The organism is Candidatus Venteria ishoeyi, assembly GCF_030378065.1.
GTDB classification, from domain to species: Bacteria; Pseudomonadota; Gammaproteobacteria; order Beggiatoales; family Beggiatoaceae; genus Venteria; species Venteria ishoeyi.
This window is the reverse complement of record NZ_JAUCGJ010000014.1, coordinates 62,379-77,143: the sequence shown is the minus strand read 5'-3', so window position 1 is coordinate 77,143 and position 14,765 is coordinate 62,379. Positions and strand designations below refer to the sequence as shown.

Genomic DNA, 14,765 nt, shown 5'->3' with positions numbered 1-14,765 from the left:
ATGGAATCCATTGCGCTAATCATTGTTTTGGCACCCTTAGCAGGTGCTATTCTCGCCGGGTTATTTTCAGTTTCCCGCAAAGTTGCACACCGTATCACCATTACTGGGGTCGGTCTGTCATTTATCCTGTCACTTGTTGTCTTTAAGCAGGTGGTACTAGATGGCTTATTACCTTTTGCGGACGGTACTGCAAAAGAAGTAACTTTATATACCTGGCTTAGCAGCGGTAACAGTATTTTTGAAATCGGTTTTCTGATTGATTCGTTGACCGCGATCATGATGGTCACGGTTACCTTCGTTTCCTGGATGGTGCATATTTATACCATTGGTTACATGGCAGACGATGAGCATAACTGGTCTGGCCCAGGTGGTGCAGGCAAAAACAGTTATCAGCGTTTTTTCAGTTATATTTCTCTGTTTACCTTCTCCATGCTGATGCTGGTGATGGCGAATAACTTCCTGCAATTATTTTTTGGCTGGGAAGCGGTTGGCCTGGTTTCTTATCTTTTGATTGGCTTCTGGTTTCAACGTGAAACTGCCGTCTATGCCAATCTAAAAGCATTTCTGGTCAATCGTGTCGGTGATTTCGGCTTTCTGCTCGGTATTGCTGCGGTATTGATGTATTTCAACAGCTTGAATTATGCGGATGTTTTTGCCAATGCCAATAATCTGGCAGGTATTAGCATACAGGTCTTTCCCGGCGTTGAATGGTCGTTGATGACGGTTATCTGCATCCTGTTATTTATCGGTGCCATGGGTAAGTCCGCACAATTCCCCCTGCATGTCTGGCTGCCAGATTCTATGGAAGGCCCGACCCCGATTTCTGCCTTGATTCACGCCGCCACCATGGTGACTGCGGGTATCTTTATGGTTGCGCGCATGTCGCCCTTATATGAGTTGAGCACAACGGCACTGAGCTTTGTCTTAGTCATTGGTGCAATTACTGCCTTGTTTATGGGTTTCCTGGGTCTGGTACAAAATGATATTAAACGTGTGGTGGCTTATTCCACCTTGTCACAATTAGGTTATATGACCGTGGCCTTAGGCGCTTCTGCGTATAACGCCGCAATCTTCCATTTAATGACCCATGCCTTTTTCAAAGCATTGTTATTCCTGGGTGCAGGTTCGGTGATTATCGCCATGCACCATGAGCAGGATATGCGCAAAATGGGTGGCCTGAAAAAATACCTGCCCATTACCTACTGGACAGCTTTAATTGGTTCTTTGGCACTTATCGGCTTCCCTGGGTTTTCAGGCTTCTTCTCCAAAGATGCCATCATTGAAGCGGTGCATTTTGCCTATGAAGCAGACCGTCCTGGTGCCATGTTTGCTTATTATTCCGTGGTGATTGGTGTATTCATCACTGCTTTATATTCTTTCCGTATGTTCTTTTTGACCTTCCACGGTCAAGAGCGTATGGATGAACATACCCGTTCACATTTACATGAACCCCCTAAGGTTGTCACCTTGCCTTTAATCCTATTGGCAATCCCTTCAGTATTAGTGGGTGTTATTGCATTACAAGCCCTGCTGTATGGCAACTTCTTCGGCGATGCCATTTATATTGCCAAAGAACATCAGGTCTTTACTGATTATCATGGCATCCTGGGTTTTGTCTTACACGGCTTAATGCAGCCGCCGGTTTATCTGGCTGCGGCTGGGGTGTTCACCGCTTATATGCTGTACATGAAATGGACCGACATACCCGCGCGTATCCAGCATCGTTTCTCTATGCTGCACCGTATTCTGATGGATAAATATGGTTTTGACCGCTTTAATGACTGGTTCTTTGCAGGCGGTGCACGCCAAACGGGTAATCTGTTCTCCTCAATAGGCGACAAAACAATTATTGATGGCTTTTTTGTGAATGGTTCGGCACATTTAGTCAACCGTATCTCTGGCATATTGCGTCAATTGCAAACTGGACTGTTATACCAATACGCATTTGCCATGATTATTGGTTTATTATTATTATTAGGTTGGTTCGTCCATTTTTAATGGGATCGTTTTAATTTTTTACTTTAAGTAAAAAATTATGAGCAAGGGAAAAGAATGTTTGCTGAATTACCTTTATTAAGTTTACTGATTTGGTTACCCATTGTCGGTGGTGCCTGGGTATTGTTACAGGGTAAGAACAAGGATATGGCGACAGTGCGCCCGGTTGCACTGTTTGTTGCTGTGATTACTTTTCTGCTGTCCCTGTTTTTATATAGCGGTTTTGATTCAAGCACCGCAGCCATGCAGTTTGTTGAAAAACACAACTGGATTGCCGCGCTGAATACTTATTATCACTTGGGCGTGGATGGTATTTCCATGCCGCTGATTATTCTGACCAGCTTTATCAACGTCTTAGTCGTGTTGGCGGGCTGGGAAGTCATTCAGAAAAAACCCGCGCAGTATATGGCGGCCTTCCTGATTATGACCGGTTTAATGAACGGCGTGTTTGCCGCACTGGATGCCATGTTGTTTTACGTGCTCTGGGAAGCCATGCTGGTACCGATGTTTATTATTATCGGGGTATGGGGCGGCCCTAATCGCGTATACGCAGCGATTAAATTCTTTTTATATACCCTGCTCGGTTCCGTGTTGATGCTGATTGCCCTGTTATACATGTATAACCAATCAGGTAGTTTTGGTATTTTGGATTTCCATCAACTGCAAATGGGCATGACTGCGCAAACCCTGATTTTCCTGGCATTTCTGGTCGCCTTCGCGGTTAAAGTACCCATGTGGCCGGTACACACCTGGTTGCCTGATGCGCACGTTGAAGCCCCTACAGGTGGCTCTGTGGTGTTAGCAGCAATCATGCTAAAAATGGGTGCTTACGGTTTCTTACGCTTCAGTCTGCCGATTACGCCCTTAGCTAGTCATCAACTGGCCTGGATGATGGTGGTGTTATCACTGATTGCCGTGGTTTATATTGGTTTTGTCGCACTGTCACAAAAAGACATGAAGAAGCTGATTGCCTATTCTTCCATTGCACATATGGGTTTTGTCACCTTAGGCTTTTTTATCGCCTTTCTGATTTATGATAAAACCGGCCAAATTGGCAATGGTTCCGTATTGGGCATGGAAGGCGCAATTGTGCAGATGATTTCACATGGTTTCATCTCCGGCGCTCTATTCCTCTGTGTAGGCGTGCTGTATGACCGCGTACACAGTCGCCAAATTTATGACTATGGCGGTGTCGCCAATACCATGCCTTTGTTTGCGATGTTTGTGGTGTTATTTGCCATGGCAAACTCCGGTTTACCCGGCACTTCTGGTTTTGTCGGTGAATTTCTGGTCATACTGGGTAGTTTTGAAGCGGGTTTCTGGATCGCTTTCCTGGCTGCCACCACGCTGATTATTGGTGCAGCTTATAGCCTGTGGATGGTTAAGCGTGTGCTGTATGGCTCAATTGCCGAAGATAAAATGGAAACGGTAGGCAAGTTATCGGATATTAATGGTCGTGAAACTTTTATCCTTTCCACCCTGGCGGTGATGGTGCTGTTTTTTGGCATCTGGCCCGAACCATTGTTAGATGTGATGCATGTCACAGTTGCTAATTTATTGGATCATGTTCACCAAGCGATACAAAGCGCGCGTTGATTTCAAGGAAGTATAATGAACTTTACCGTCACTGATTTGTCACTGATGCTGCCGGAAATTTTTGTACTTTCCATGGCATGTATCATCTTGATTGTTGATGCTTACTTACCTGAGCGCCTGCGTGATTTAACTTATCAGTTATCACAAGGCACGCTGGTGGGGGCGGCAATCCTCACCTTGGGTATACAGCCTGAAAGCAGCACGTTACTGATGAGTGATTTATTTATCAGTGATGCCATGAGCGTTGTGCTGAAAAGCTTTGTATATTTGATCGTATTCGCCGTACTGCTCTATTCCCGCGCTTATCTGCATAATCATAAGTTATTCTGTGGTGAATATTTTGTGCTGGTGCTGATGGCAACCCTCGGCATGATGGTGATGATTTCAGCACACCATCTGCTGACGCTGTATTTAGGTTTGGAACTGCTTTCCTTATCACTGTATGCACTGGTTGCGATTCAACGCGACTCCAGTCAGGCCAGTGAAGCCGCCATGAAATATTTTGTGCTGGGCGCACTCGCTTCCGGTATTTTGCTCTACGGCATGTCCATCTTATATGGTCTGACCGGCACGCTGGAACTGTCTGAAATTGCCAAAGCGATTGCTACGGGGCAAATTGAGCCACAACTGCTAAGTTTTGCTCTGGTCTTTATCATCGCAGGTCTTGCCTTCAAACTCGGTGCCGTGCCTTTTCACATGTGGTTGCCCGATGTTTATCAGGGTGCGCCTACAGCGATAACCCTATTCATTGGCAGTGCACCTAAATTGGCTGCATTTGCCATGGTTATGCGCATCCTCAGTGAAGCATTGCCGGATCTGCATCATGACTGGCAGAATATGTTGATTATCCTGGCAGTCTTATCCATTGCCCTGGGTAATATCGTAGCGATTGCCCAGACCAACATCAAACGTATGCTGGCCTATTCCACGATTTCGCATATGGGCTTTTTGATGCTGGGTTTGTTGGTGGCAAAACCTGATGGCTACTCCGCCGCAATGTTTTACACTATCGTTTACGCCTTGATGAGCATGGGCGGTTTTGCCATGCTGTTACTGCTGAGTCGCGCCGGATTTGATGCAGAAAACCTGGATGACTTAAAAGGCTTAAATACCCGCAGCCCCTGGTACGCCTTTATCATGATGGTTATTATGTTATCCATGGCCGGTATTCCACCATTTCTGGGTTTCTGGGCGAAATGGGCAGTATTGAGTCAGGTTGTGGCGCATGGCTTTATCTGGCTAGCCGTATTAGCCGTTATTTTCTCGGTTATCGGTGCATTCTATTATCTGCGCATTGTGCGTCTGATGTACTTTGAAGAACCCAGCGATACTGCACCACTGCAAGTCAATACCGATATGCATCTGGCGGTCAGCGTTAATGGTTTGGCAATTCTGGCCTTAGGTATTTTGCCACAGCCTTTATTGCAGGTTTGTATACAGAGCATCAGTTAAAAAACTCAATTAACCGAGTTATTCTTATTCCGGGAAATGCTTCTGAGGGCTTTCCCGGAGCTTTGATTCTAGTACAGTAACCGGTAAAAATAAATAATAATTTCAGGACTGGCAGTCCTACGGTATTAGGAGTCTGACAGATTCCTGACCCATCTTTGCTCTAAAACTAATACGGCTCATTCGGGTTTGCCCAGTTTGGCAAAAGTGAAGGCAGCTTGCGCGACGATGGCTTGCATGTCTTTGAGCCAAGCCTCTTTGTTGATAAGGTTGAGCCAGTTCAAACATAGCCCAATACATCATCAGCGCCCCCCTTTTCCACATACATGACTTTGAAGGTTAGCTTCGAATGGAACTGCCGGAGCAAAGACCTGACAGGTTTTTAAAAACCTGTCAGGTCTATGGAACGCCCGATTTTATAGGGTTTTGCTGCTGAACCTTCAAAGTCGTGACATGAGTTTATTCCTAAATTTTTTGTTCAGCGAGAGGGTTTGATATACCCAAAAGTACTATCTCTTGCCTCTTAAATTTTCTGTATTATATTTTTCCTTACTAAAGTTTCGAGGTTGAAAAACTGTAACTTCTCATTATCCACAGTTAAACCCAAGAAATTTGGCAAGAAATTTGAAGCCCCCCATGTTTTGAACCAATCAAAAACATGGATGTCTGTAAATTTGATTTTATGCCATCAATATGACTTAATGAAAAATGGAAATATCAGCTATTGGTATAACAACCGGGCAGCACTTTGACCCTTAAACCATTTTCGCCCCTGCCGTTCAGTTTCTTCCAGCAAATGCTGCATAATGCCAACAACCTTATAAAAATGATTGCCATAATGCTGTATGCCATCTATCCAGTTATCTTGCTTAATTTCTAAACGTTGCAGAATGGGCTGAATATGTGCAGGAATAGCACCACGTTTACCATCACGAATACAACGCCCAGTCCAGTCCACTAGTTCAAAGTATTCTTCCTGGCTGATGGGCAGGCAAACATGCGCATTCTGTATGGCTTGTGGTTTTCCGGTCTTTTTAGTTTCAGCAAAAGGCAACAACCATTGGGTTTGGGGTTCTGGTTTTGAGGCTGAGCTTTTTTGCGTCTCCACTCGTGCTGCAAAAGAAGTAAATTCAGAATCTTCCGGGGTTTGTGCAATCGCGGCTCGTACCGGGTTGAGGTCAACATACGCCATGCAGCTAATTAAAGCGGCATCATCGAGCAAAGCCTGAGACTTAAAACGCCCTTCCCAAAACCGCCCGGTACACTTATCTTCCTTATTCGCCTGCCGCGCAATGGGTTCATTCAAGCAACGCATAAACCAGCTTAAATCTGCCAGACGCTCACGCCATAAAGTTACTTTTTCTTCATCGGCTGCCAGACGTGCAAAATAAGCATCAACCACTTCAACATCAATTTGCTTATCATCAGAGTCTTTCAAAGCCTGCGGTGGAAACAAGGTACACCAACGCTTTACCACTTCCTCAGCATCCCAGGTCAAACTCTGTTCATAATCTACATGCAGCACCAGATGATAATGGTTACTCATAATGGCATAAGCACAAACCTCAACTGAAAACTGCTTGGCAAGCACTTCCAGCCTGTCCAGTATCCATTGCCGTCTATGCTCATAATTGCAGCCACTTTGTGAATCAAAGCCACACAAAAAGGCACGGCGTACAGCACGACTTGTTAAGTGATAGTGTCCATTACTATATTTGCTGACTTGTTCTTTGCGGGGTGTGGGCATGGCTTTATCCCTCTGTGGATTCAGGTTTTAGGACAGGATAACAGGAATGGTATTTTTTTCAAAATTTTGTTGGGTGTCTTGATTTTTTTTCCGCTGGAGCACAAAGTTATGTGATGAATACGCTTAGGTAGATAGGTGTCCTGCAACGACCCCGACCCCAGTAGCCCATATATTTTCTACTACTGAACTTAAAAAAATACGAGTACGAGCTTTCAATGTTTTTACCATAGACACCTCCTTAATGTTGTCGTGATCCGAAGGAATCAATCTAATACTTACGTAACGCAACAAAATCAACAAAAGGGCTACAGAGATAACAATCGCCATAGGGGTTGTCAACCCCTCACCTATCACCCCTATCGACCTAAACATACTCCAAAATTACATAACGCTTGCCATCACCCGACGCTGGAGCATAGCGGAAGCGGTCGGGTGCATGGCTAAGTTAGATACGTGGGTTATCAACAACCCCCAGTTTCTTTGCAAATTTCAATAGCTTCAGGATAGCCTTGTGCTGCTGCCTTTAGTACCCAATCTCTTGCAATGGTTTCATTCTGTGTAACACCAATACCAGCTCCATACATAATTGCCAAATTAACCTGAGCTTTGGGATGGCCTTTTTTTGCAGCTCTTAAATAATATTCATGGGCTTTATCATAATTAACGGAACCGAACCATCCACGCATATATGAAACGCCTAACAAAACTTCTGCTTCAGTATCACCTTGCTCTGCTTTTTTAACGATCATTTCGCGTGTTACACCAGGAAACATTTGTTCAAAAACTTCTCCCTGTTTGGCAACGGCTTCTTCATATTCTGGGGTAATAGACTCATTCCTCTCTTCAGGCTGAGTATTTTCTTGCCCAGTAATAGAACTAGCTCCATGTAGGCATAAGTCTATATTTTTCATATATATAAAATGCACTGGATTTCCATGTGGATCACATATTAATTCAAGCTTTCCTGTTATAAAATCATGTTTTCTACTGCAAGTTTGTTGTTCTCGCATAAATACTTTTTCTACATTTGATACTTGAAGTCGGGTATTAAGAGAAGTGTCAACACAGTTTCCCGTATTACTCTGAACTAGATATCTATATAGTTGATCATCAGATGCAAATACTGCTTGCGAAAAAATAAATAAAACTATGTAAACAACCTTCATTTCTTTAATCCTTTGTAGTGAGTGTTAAAATTAGTCTAACACCGTTCTTGAGCCGCCGCTAGGTCGGCTCCAAGACTAAGTTAGATTATAAATTACTAATAACATCACATTTAAATTTATAGTAAGCTTCCGCAGAGTCAGCGATTCCCGTTATAAACCAAAGATTAATACCACCGCCCACAGCTGCACCAAGGAAAGGAACCATACCAGCAGCAGCTTTACCAGCTAGTTTACCCGCAAATTTTGCTCCAATTTTTGCTCCAACTTTACCACCAAGTTTTTTTCCAATTAGTATAGCTCCTGATTTAGCTATGGTTTTTCCTATAATTTTTATTCCTGCTTTTCCGCCTACTTTAAGGGCTATATCCGCTGCCGTTTTGCTTCCAACCATTGTTGTAATTTCTTCATCACCAGCCCAGTATGCAAGAACATTTGCAAAGTCTTCATTTTCTAGTATATTTTTAGAAAATCTATCATGTCCATATATTGCACCTATACCATAACTACAAACGGCCATTCTGTTCATCAGGAAAGCAACATCTGCTGCTAATGCTGCTAAATGAGCACCTGGGATAGCCATTGCTGCTGCGCCAGTTCCAGTTACCATTGCCTGCTGTTTCATGCGCCAATCACTGATATTGTCTAATTTGGCATCATTATAAATACCATTAATATTTGGTGTTAGCTCATTAAAAGCATTAATAACCCACTTACCAAAATCTGCCATTATAAATTTCTCCTATGCTATCTAACTTGTTTATAGCCGGACATATCGCCGCCTATTCCAATATACCCCAATATGCGAGCAATTTTTCCGTATATCCCTTAGGCAATATGCGGAAGTTCTTCCGTATATTCCAATATCACCCAATATCCAAGACCATTTTCCTCTATATTGATATTAAGTAAGGGAAGGCTTTCTTTTTTACTTGCAGCACACACCTACCAAACCTGATGATAGCTCAATATCTGCTACAAATGTGCTATATTTTTACTGTATTAAAAATGTAAGTAATTGATTTAATTGGTGGGCCGTATAGGAATTGAACCTATAACCAATGGATTAAGAGTCCACTGCTCTACCAATTGAGCTAACGGCCCTTCTGATATTATTACAATCAGCGCGCAAAAAAGTGTAACACGCAGATCGCTGATTTTCAATTTTGAAAATCAGGTTGCCGGCCATTTATGGAATTTAGTCCGCTTTTGCAATTTTTTACCAGTGGCACGCTGAAACAGATCAACCCCTTCGTTAAATAAACGATTGCCCCGGTTAAATTTACGATTACCCATGATCACAGTGCGTTTGGCATTTTGATATGTTTTGTTGGCAGCTTTAAGCGTGTAAGCAGTGTTGGTTTTGAATTTTTTTAAATCTTTATCATAGGAACGGCTGGCTGTTCTTTTGGCTTTTTGGTACATTTTTTTAGCTTTGGCAAATAGGTCCAAGGCATCCTGGTAGTGTTTCAGTGATTCTCTGAAATGTCGGGTGGCTACGCCAAATTGTGGCATGCTCTCGTCTAAATTCTTCTTTTTTATGACTTCCTCATTTAAGTTCCGAGTGGCTCTATAGGCGAGGTTGGCAAAATAATAATATTGCTTGATCAGTGTCGTACTCACATCACATGCTGAAATTGTGCGTTTAGCCACTAAGGACATATCGCTTTTCCATTTCCAGGCATTAGGATCCTGTTGGGCATAACAAAGTTGCAATGAGTCTGACAGAAGCAGAATAAATACGATAAAATAGCAGCTTAGTATTTTCTGGTAACGTTTTAACATGATTTGAGTCCTCTTATAAAAAGGCTGGTAAAATTTAGTATGGTGCAAAGGCGCATTTTTTGCACATTTTTAAAAAACAATAACCTTTTATGTCACATGAGTTATTTATTAAACCAATATGTCTATTTTTTTATCCAAAAAATTTTTCCTGGTTTGTTTGCTGACCCTGTTCCTGGCTGCCTGTAGTAGTAAGCGTCCTCCTGCTTATCAAGAAAATCCGCAATTTCCGCCACCACCTAAAATGGGGTTTGGTGCGCTGCAACCGGGAGATAGTATCGATATTAGGTTTCGTTACTGGTCGGAACTGGATGATTCCCAAACCATTCGCCCGGATGGTAAAATCACCTTGCCTATTGTTGATGATGTGGTCGCGGCAGGATTAATGCCAGAAGAATTGGATGCTGAGCTAACTCATTTATATTCTGAGGAGTTAAAAGACCCTGAGATTTCCGTGGTGGTTCGCATGTTGGCTAATCGCACCGTTTATGTGGGGGGCGAGGTTTTTACCCCAGGCGAGGTGGAAATGAAAAATAAAATGACCCTGATGCAGGCGGTGATGGCCGCAGGTGGGTTTAATATGACCAGCGCAGAAGTGGAAAATGTGGTGGTAATTCGTCAGGCAGATAATATGCATTATGCAACCACAATTAACCTGAAAAAAATATTGCAGCAGCCTAACACCCCGCCTTTTTATCTGGCTGCACTGGATGTGGTTTATGTACCAAGAACCAAAATCGTGCAGCTGAATCAGTGGATCGATCAATATATTACACGTATGTTGCCAGATACGCGTTCATTTAATATTGGTGTCGTAAAAACAGTTGGTAACACCAGCTATAGCTACGGCCTTGGAAATTAGTTTTTCAGGTTTAATTGCATGAGTTCTATTCCTTGCAGCGAAGATAATAGCCGTATTATTGAAACGGATCACGCATATTCAGTGCGTGATGCACTGAACGTGCTGTTTTGCCATAAGTGGAAAATCAGCCTGTTTTTTCTCACTGTGGTTTCCATGATAACGATTATTACTTATCGTATGCCTTATGTGTATATGTCAGAAGCGCGTCTGCAAATTGGCGTAGAGCGCGATCCTACCGATATTGCGGAAATTTTGGCACCAGAGCAGAACCTGAATCAGGGGCAGGTGGAGCGAGTTAATAATGGAATGGCCGTGTTTAAAAGCCGATTGGTGGCTGGCAGGGCTGTGGATGTGATTGGTGCGCTACAGTTTTTCCGAAAACCTGGTCATAAACCGTTATTACTCAAGCCTGAAGAAATTAAACCTGTCAGTTGGGAAATGCGGGAAGGTGCAATCGATATTTTACTCAGTGGCCTGAGTTTATCTTCAAAACCCAGAAGTTATATTGTCGAGATTGAGCTGAGCATGAAAGACCCGGAATTGGCGCAAAGTACCCTGGATACGTTAATTAAAGCCTATACCAAGCGTCATCTGGAATTGAGCAAAGCCCAGGCTTCTGACGTTTTTGCCAACAATTTGAAACTGGCATCTGGGCGCTTAGAGTTGACCGAGGAGGCATTGCATCAGTTTCGCCTGAAATATCAGGTTGCTGATATGGAACAACAAAAAAAGATGTTGATTATTAGGAACAGTGGTTTGTTAGAGCGCATCACGCTTGCGCAAGCGGATGTTGCCGCGCATCGAGACAAAATTAAAAGTCTGGAAAACAGTTTAAAACAATATAAGCCAACAATGTTATTAGAAAAAATTACGGGGCGGGCAAATAATACTTTGGAAGTGATGAAAAGCACTCTGTTACAGTTAAAGACGCAGGAGGTTGAGACCACTTCGCGTTATCCTGATAGTTCACGGCGGGTTAATGAAATCCAGGAACAAATTAATCGGGTGGAAGCCGCAATGGCTGTTGAACCTGGTGGACGTATTGAAAAAAGAACCGGTATTAACCAGATTCATCAAAATCTGAATCTGGATCTGGAATCTGAAAAAGCAGAGTACCAGGCAGCAAATGCAAAGTTAAAAGATTTACGGGCCAGCATGATGTCCATTCAACAACGCTTGACTGGCTTGGTTGCGCAGGAAATGACCCTGAAGCGCTTAAAAAGGGATAGAAAGTTTGCTTCAAAAGAGTTTCATGAACAAAAAGAAATTATGCAGCGCAGTGAAAACTATGCGGCACTGGATAGAAGCGGCATTACCAGTGTTCGCGTCATAGAACCTGCAACCCTGTCCTATGAATCTGTCAGTCCTAATAAAAAACGTAACATCGTGTTGGGTATTATTCTGGGCTTAATCGGTGGCATAGGTATCGTGTTTGTCATTGATTATTTTGATGATTCCATGAAAACCAGTGAAGATGTCAACCGTCGCTTAAAATTACCGGTGCTGGCAATGATTTCCAGTAATGAGTTTGAAAAGTGTATTTGACGTTTTATGGTTTGCAGAGAACGCCATTTTCAGTTACACCCGATCCGGATTTTCTGTTTTTAAGTGATACCCATAAAGAAGCACTGGCGAGTCTGGTTTACGGTGTCAGCGAGCGCAGGGGGTTTATTCTGCTGACGGGAGAAGTGGGTACAGGCAAGACCACGGTGCTGCGCAGTTTTCTGGAAACTTTGGAAAATGGCCTGGAAAATAAACAGGTGCGTTCATTTTATTTACTCAATGCGCAACTCAGTTTTTTTGAAGTACTGTGCAATATACTGGATTTGTCTGAGCCTGCGGAGATCAAGACTTGCAGCACCAATCAACTGGTACAACAGTTGTATCAAACACTCATTGCTGATTATGCGGCTGGACGCAATGTGGTATTGATTATTGATGAAGCTCAGCATATGCCAGTCGAAACTCTGGAACAGTTACGCTTATTATCTAATCTGGAAACCGGGAAAGATAAATTATTACAAATAATCTTAGTGGGTCAAACCGAGTTGGAGCAGAAACTTCAGCGTTTTGAGTTACGCCAGTTACGTCAGCGTATCGCAGTACGGGCACATATTAAAGCGTTAACGAAAATAGAGAGTCTGGCTTATATTCGTTTTCGTCTGGAAACTGCGCAATTTAATTCAGCGACAGACACTGTTCCGGTATTTACCCATGCTGCGATAAAATATATCGTCAAGCAAGCGCAGGGGTACCCTAGAGTGATTAATATTCTTTGTGATAACGCCTTAATTACAGGCTTTGGTTACCAACAACGCCCTGTTTCAACAAAAATCATCAAAGAAGTGCTTAGTGATATACAGGGTGGTTTTATCAATAAAATGTACCACTCTGATAAAGGGGGGGCTGTTTGGCGACCATTGTTTTTATTTATTTTATTTTTAATTTTATTATTTTTTATTTTTTTACAAAAAAATGCTGTTGTTGATTTTTTTGATGGCAAAACAAGTGCTATTTCCACAAAGCCTGTTGCAAAGCCTGAAGCACGATGGTTTGTTGCGCCTGATATGATCAGCTATCAGAAAACACAACAGGGTACTCAAAATCCGGCATCTCGAGCAGTGCCATTGCCTGAACTTGATTCAGGCTCAAGCCAAATCCAGCATTTTTGGTATAAAATACAAACAGGCGACACAATTTATGATTTACTTTACCGGTTTTATGGCGGCTATTCACCAGCCTTGTTCAAACATTTAAAAACACAAAACCCCCAAATTAACTGGCAACAGCATATTCACGCAGGTGAACAACTTTTATTGACACCATTACCGCTTATTCCTGCTAATGATGCAAAATAATTATGAGTAAAATTTATCAAGCACTACAAAAAGCAGCCAGTTTACGTTTTGGCAAAAAAAACGCAGCCGTGGCAATGCAGACTTCAGAGGCTTATCTGAAGACAAAAAGTCGCGCGGTAGAGGAGCAAATGATTGGTTTGTATCGCGCAATGATTGCCTTGCTTGAAAATCAACGCGGCTGGGGACGTACGGTACAATTTATCTCCTCCCGTGAAAATGAAGGCTGCTCAGCTCTCAGTCGGGAGTTTGCCAAGGTTATTGTGCGCCGCCTGGATACCCGGGTTTTGTTAGTGGATGCTGATGTGTATGGTGATCAGTTAAATCATTTCGGGGTTAGGCCCGAATACAGTTGGCAGGAAGTGGCGTTGGCAGATCGTCCGGCGCAACAAACCGTGGTTCAGGTGCCTGATACCAAGTTATCCTTAACTCAAATGGCGATGCCTGGCGAGTCGATTACCCAGATTGTACATGCCCCCGCCGTTGAAAATATTTTGGAAGACTTAAAACGGGATTTTGATGTTATTATTGTCGATACGCCACCAGCAATCAGTTCTTCTGATGGTTTGGCGCTGTCACATAAAGTTGATGGTGTTTTTCTGGTTGTTGAAGCGGAAAGTACCCGCTGGCAAATTGCACGTAATACCCGGGAAAAAATTGAAATCCGGGGTGGTAACGTATTAGGCGTCATTTTCAATAAAAGGCGGCATTATATTCCCCGGTTTATTTATGAACGCTTATAAAATGAGGTAGAACAAGTATGCCCTCTGCTGAGAAAGCTTCGCTGTTCCAGTATATTAAAAAATTGTGGCGACGCATTAGAAAAATAAAACCCCGTCAGGAAGCAGGTGCATTTGATTTGCTGTCTGAAAAGAAGTTTCTCATTGCTATTCAACGGGAATGTGCGCGTTCTGACCGCAACAGGCAAGGTTTTTCCCTGGTTATTTTTGATGTAGGACAGAACCATGCCAATAATAACCCGGTGACTTGCGCATTATTAGATGCCTTAGGCAAGCGTTTACGCATTACCGATGAAGCAGGATGGTTTAAGGAGCACTATATTGGCATATTACTCTATGCAACACCCATTAAAGAAAGTGCCTGGTTATTTGTTAATGCCATCTGGAATATTCTTGAAGAAAAACTGGATGCGTCACCAAAGTGTATTGTGTATAGCTACCCTGAAGATTGGCGCTATATTGAAATTGAAAAACAACATGAGCGGGAAATACCTCGACAGAATTTACAAAATGACCTTAAAAACGATACTAATGATTTTAAAAACAGCACTGTGGAACAAGTATCAAGCTCATAAA

12 protein-coding genes and 1 tRNA gene are annotated in these 14,765 nt (G+C 42.8%); 8 read left to right on the top strand and 5 right to left on the bottom strand.

What is annotated here, in order from left to right; translation table 11 throughout:
• The 3 genes from nuoL to nuoN are packed head-to-tail and all read left to right on the top strand — an operon-like array spanning position 1 to position 5,043.
• Positions 1-1,998, top strand: coding sequence for an NADH-quinone oxidoreductase subunit L (gene nuoL, locus QUF61_RS06655; RefSeq protein ID WP_103921609.1), 1,998 nt, complete (start codon positions 1-3; stop codon positions 1,996-1,998).
• A gap of 54 nt (positions 1,999-2,052) precedes the next feature.
• The gene (locus QUF61_RS06650) at positions 2,053-3,591 is read left to right on the top strand and encodes an NADH-quinone oxidoreductase subunit M (RefSeq protein WP_289681057.1); all 1,539 of its coding nucleotides are present in this window, start codon (positions 2,053-2,055) and stop codon (positions 3,589-3,591) included.
• Positions 3,592-3,606: 15 nt separating this feature from the next.
• Positions 3,607-5,043, top strand: a complete 1,437-nt coding sequence (gene nuoN / locus QUF61_RS06645; RefSeq protein ID WP_289681056.1) for an NADH-quinone oxidoreductase subunit NuoN — start codon at positions 3,607-3,609, stop codon at positions 5,041-5,043.
• Positions 5,044-5,761: 718 nt separating this feature from the next.
• Here nuoN and QUF61_RS06640 read toward each other — a convergent pair.
• From QUF61_RS06640 to QUF61_RS06620, 5 genes are all read right to left on the bottom strand, one after another.
• A complete protein-coding gene (locus QUF61_RS06640) occupies positions 5,762-6,787 on the bottom strand; it encodes a hypothetical protein (RefSeq protein WP_289681055.1) in 1,026 nt (341 codons plus the stop codon).
• A 461-nt stretch (positions 6,788-7,248) separates the two neighbouring features.
• Positions 7,249-7,953 carry a tetratricopeptide repeat protein gene (locus QUF61_RS06635; protein ID WP_289681054.1) on the bottom strand — a complete coding sequence of 235 codons (705 nt, stop codon included), beginning with the start codon at positions 7,951-7,953 and terminating at the stop codon, positions 7,249-7,251.
• An 85-nt stretch (positions 7,954-8,038) separates the two neighbouring features.
• Positions 8,039-8,680 (bottom strand): hypothetical protein, encoded by a 642-nt coding sequence (locus QUF61_RS06630; RefSeq protein WP_289681053.1) that lies wholly within the window; start codon positions 8,678-8,680, stop codon positions 8,039-8,041.
• Positions 8,681-8,978: 298 nt separating this feature from the next.
• Positions 8,979-9,054 (bottom strand) — tRNA-Lys (locus QUF61_RS06625).
• A gap of 69 nt (positions 9,055-9,123) precedes the next feature.
• Positions 9,124-9,735, bottom strand: coding sequence for a hypothetical protein (locus QUF61_RS06620; protein WP_103921604.1), 612 nt, complete (start codon positions 9,733-9,735; stop codon positions 9,124-9,126).
• Positions 9,736-9,853: 118 nt separating this feature from the next.
• Between QUF61_RS06620 and QUF61_RS06615 the strand changes: the two genes are divergently transcribed.
• From QUF61_RS06615 to QUF61_RS06595, 5 genes are read left to right on the top strand one after another with little or no spacing between them, the layout of a single operon-like run.
• Positions 9,854-10,594, top strand: a complete 741-nt coding sequence (locus tag QUF61_RS06615) for a polysaccharide biosynthesis/export family protein (protein WP_103921603.1) — start codon at positions 9,854-9,856, stop codon at positions 10,592-10,594.
• An 18-nt stretch (positions 10,595-10,612) separates the two neighbouring features.
• On the top strand, positions 10,613-12,139 hold the full coding sequence (locus QUF61_RS06610) for a GumC family protein (RefSeq protein ID WP_103921602.1): 1,527 nt from the start codon (positions 10,613-10,615) through the stop codon (positions 12,137-12,139).
• A complete protein-coding gene (locus tag QUF61_RS06605; protein WP_103921600.1) occupies positions 12,130-13,452 on the top strand; it encodes an ExeA family protein in 1,323 nt (440 codons plus the stop codon). The genes QUF61_RS06610 and QUF61_RS06605 overlap by 10 nt, the downstream gene beginning before the upstream one ends.
• Positions 13,453-13,454: 2 nt before the next feature.
• Positions 13,455-14,192, top strand: coding sequence for a CpsD/CapB family tyrosine-protein kinase (locus QUF61_RS06600; protein WP_103921599.1), 738 nt, complete (start codon positions 13,455-13,457; stop codon positions 14,190-14,192).
• Between the two features lie 17 nt (positions 14,193-14,209).
• Positions 14,210-14,764: a hypothetical protein gene (locus QUF61_RS06595; RefSeq protein WP_103921598.1), complete on the top strand. Its 555-nt coding sequence runs from the start codon at positions 14,210-14,212 to the stop codon at positions 14,762-14,764.
• The last annotated feature ends 1 nt before the right edge of the window (position 14,765 follow it).

Excerpts from the sequence above, each read along its gene's own strand:
- nuoL (WP_103921609.1), top strand. The coding sequence starts at position 1 with ATGGAATCCATTGCGCTAATCATTGTTTTGGCACCCTTAGCAGGTGCT.
- QUF61_RS06650 (WP_289681057.1), top strand. The coding sequence starts at position 2,053 with ATGTTTGCTGAATTACCTTTATTAAGTTTACTGATTTGGTTACCCATT.
- nuoN (WP_289681056.1), top strand. The coding sequence starts at position 3,607 with ATGAACTTTACCGTCACTGATTTGTCACTGATGCTGCCGGAAATTTTT.
- QUF61_RS06640 (WP_289681055.1), bottom strand. The coding sequence starts at position 6,787 with ATGCCCACACCCCGCAAAGAACAAGTCAGCAAATATAGTAATGGACAC.
- QUF61_RS06635 (WP_289681054.1), bottom strand. The coding sequence starts at position 7,953 with ATGAAGGTTGTTTACATAGTTTTATTTATTTTTTCGCAAGCAGTATTT.
- QUF61_RS06630 (WP_289681053.1), bottom strand. The coding sequence starts at position 8,680 with ATGGCAGATTTTGGTAAGTGGGTTATTAATGCTTTTAATGAGCTAACA.
- QUF61_RS06620 (WP_103921604.1), bottom strand. The coding sequence starts at position 9,735 with ATGTTAAAACGTTACCAGAAAATACTAAGCTGCTATTTTATCGTATTT.
- QUF61_RS06615 (WP_103921603.1), top strand. The coding sequence starts at position 9,854 with ATGTCTATTTTTTTATCCAAAAAATTTTTCCTGGTTTGTTTGCTGACC.
- QUF61_RS06610 (WP_103921602.1), top strand. The coding sequence starts at position 10,613 with ATGAGTTCTATTCCTTGCAGCGAAGATAATAGCCGTATTATTGAAACG.
- QUF61_RS06600 (WP_103921599.1), top strand. The coding sequence starts at position 13,455 with ATGAGTAAAATTTATCAAGCACTACAAAAAGCAGCCAGTTTACGTTTT.
- QUF61_RS06595 (WP_103921598.1), top strand. The coding sequence starts at position 14,210 with ATGCCCTCTGCTGAGAAAGCTTCGCTGTTCCAGTATATTAAAAAATTG.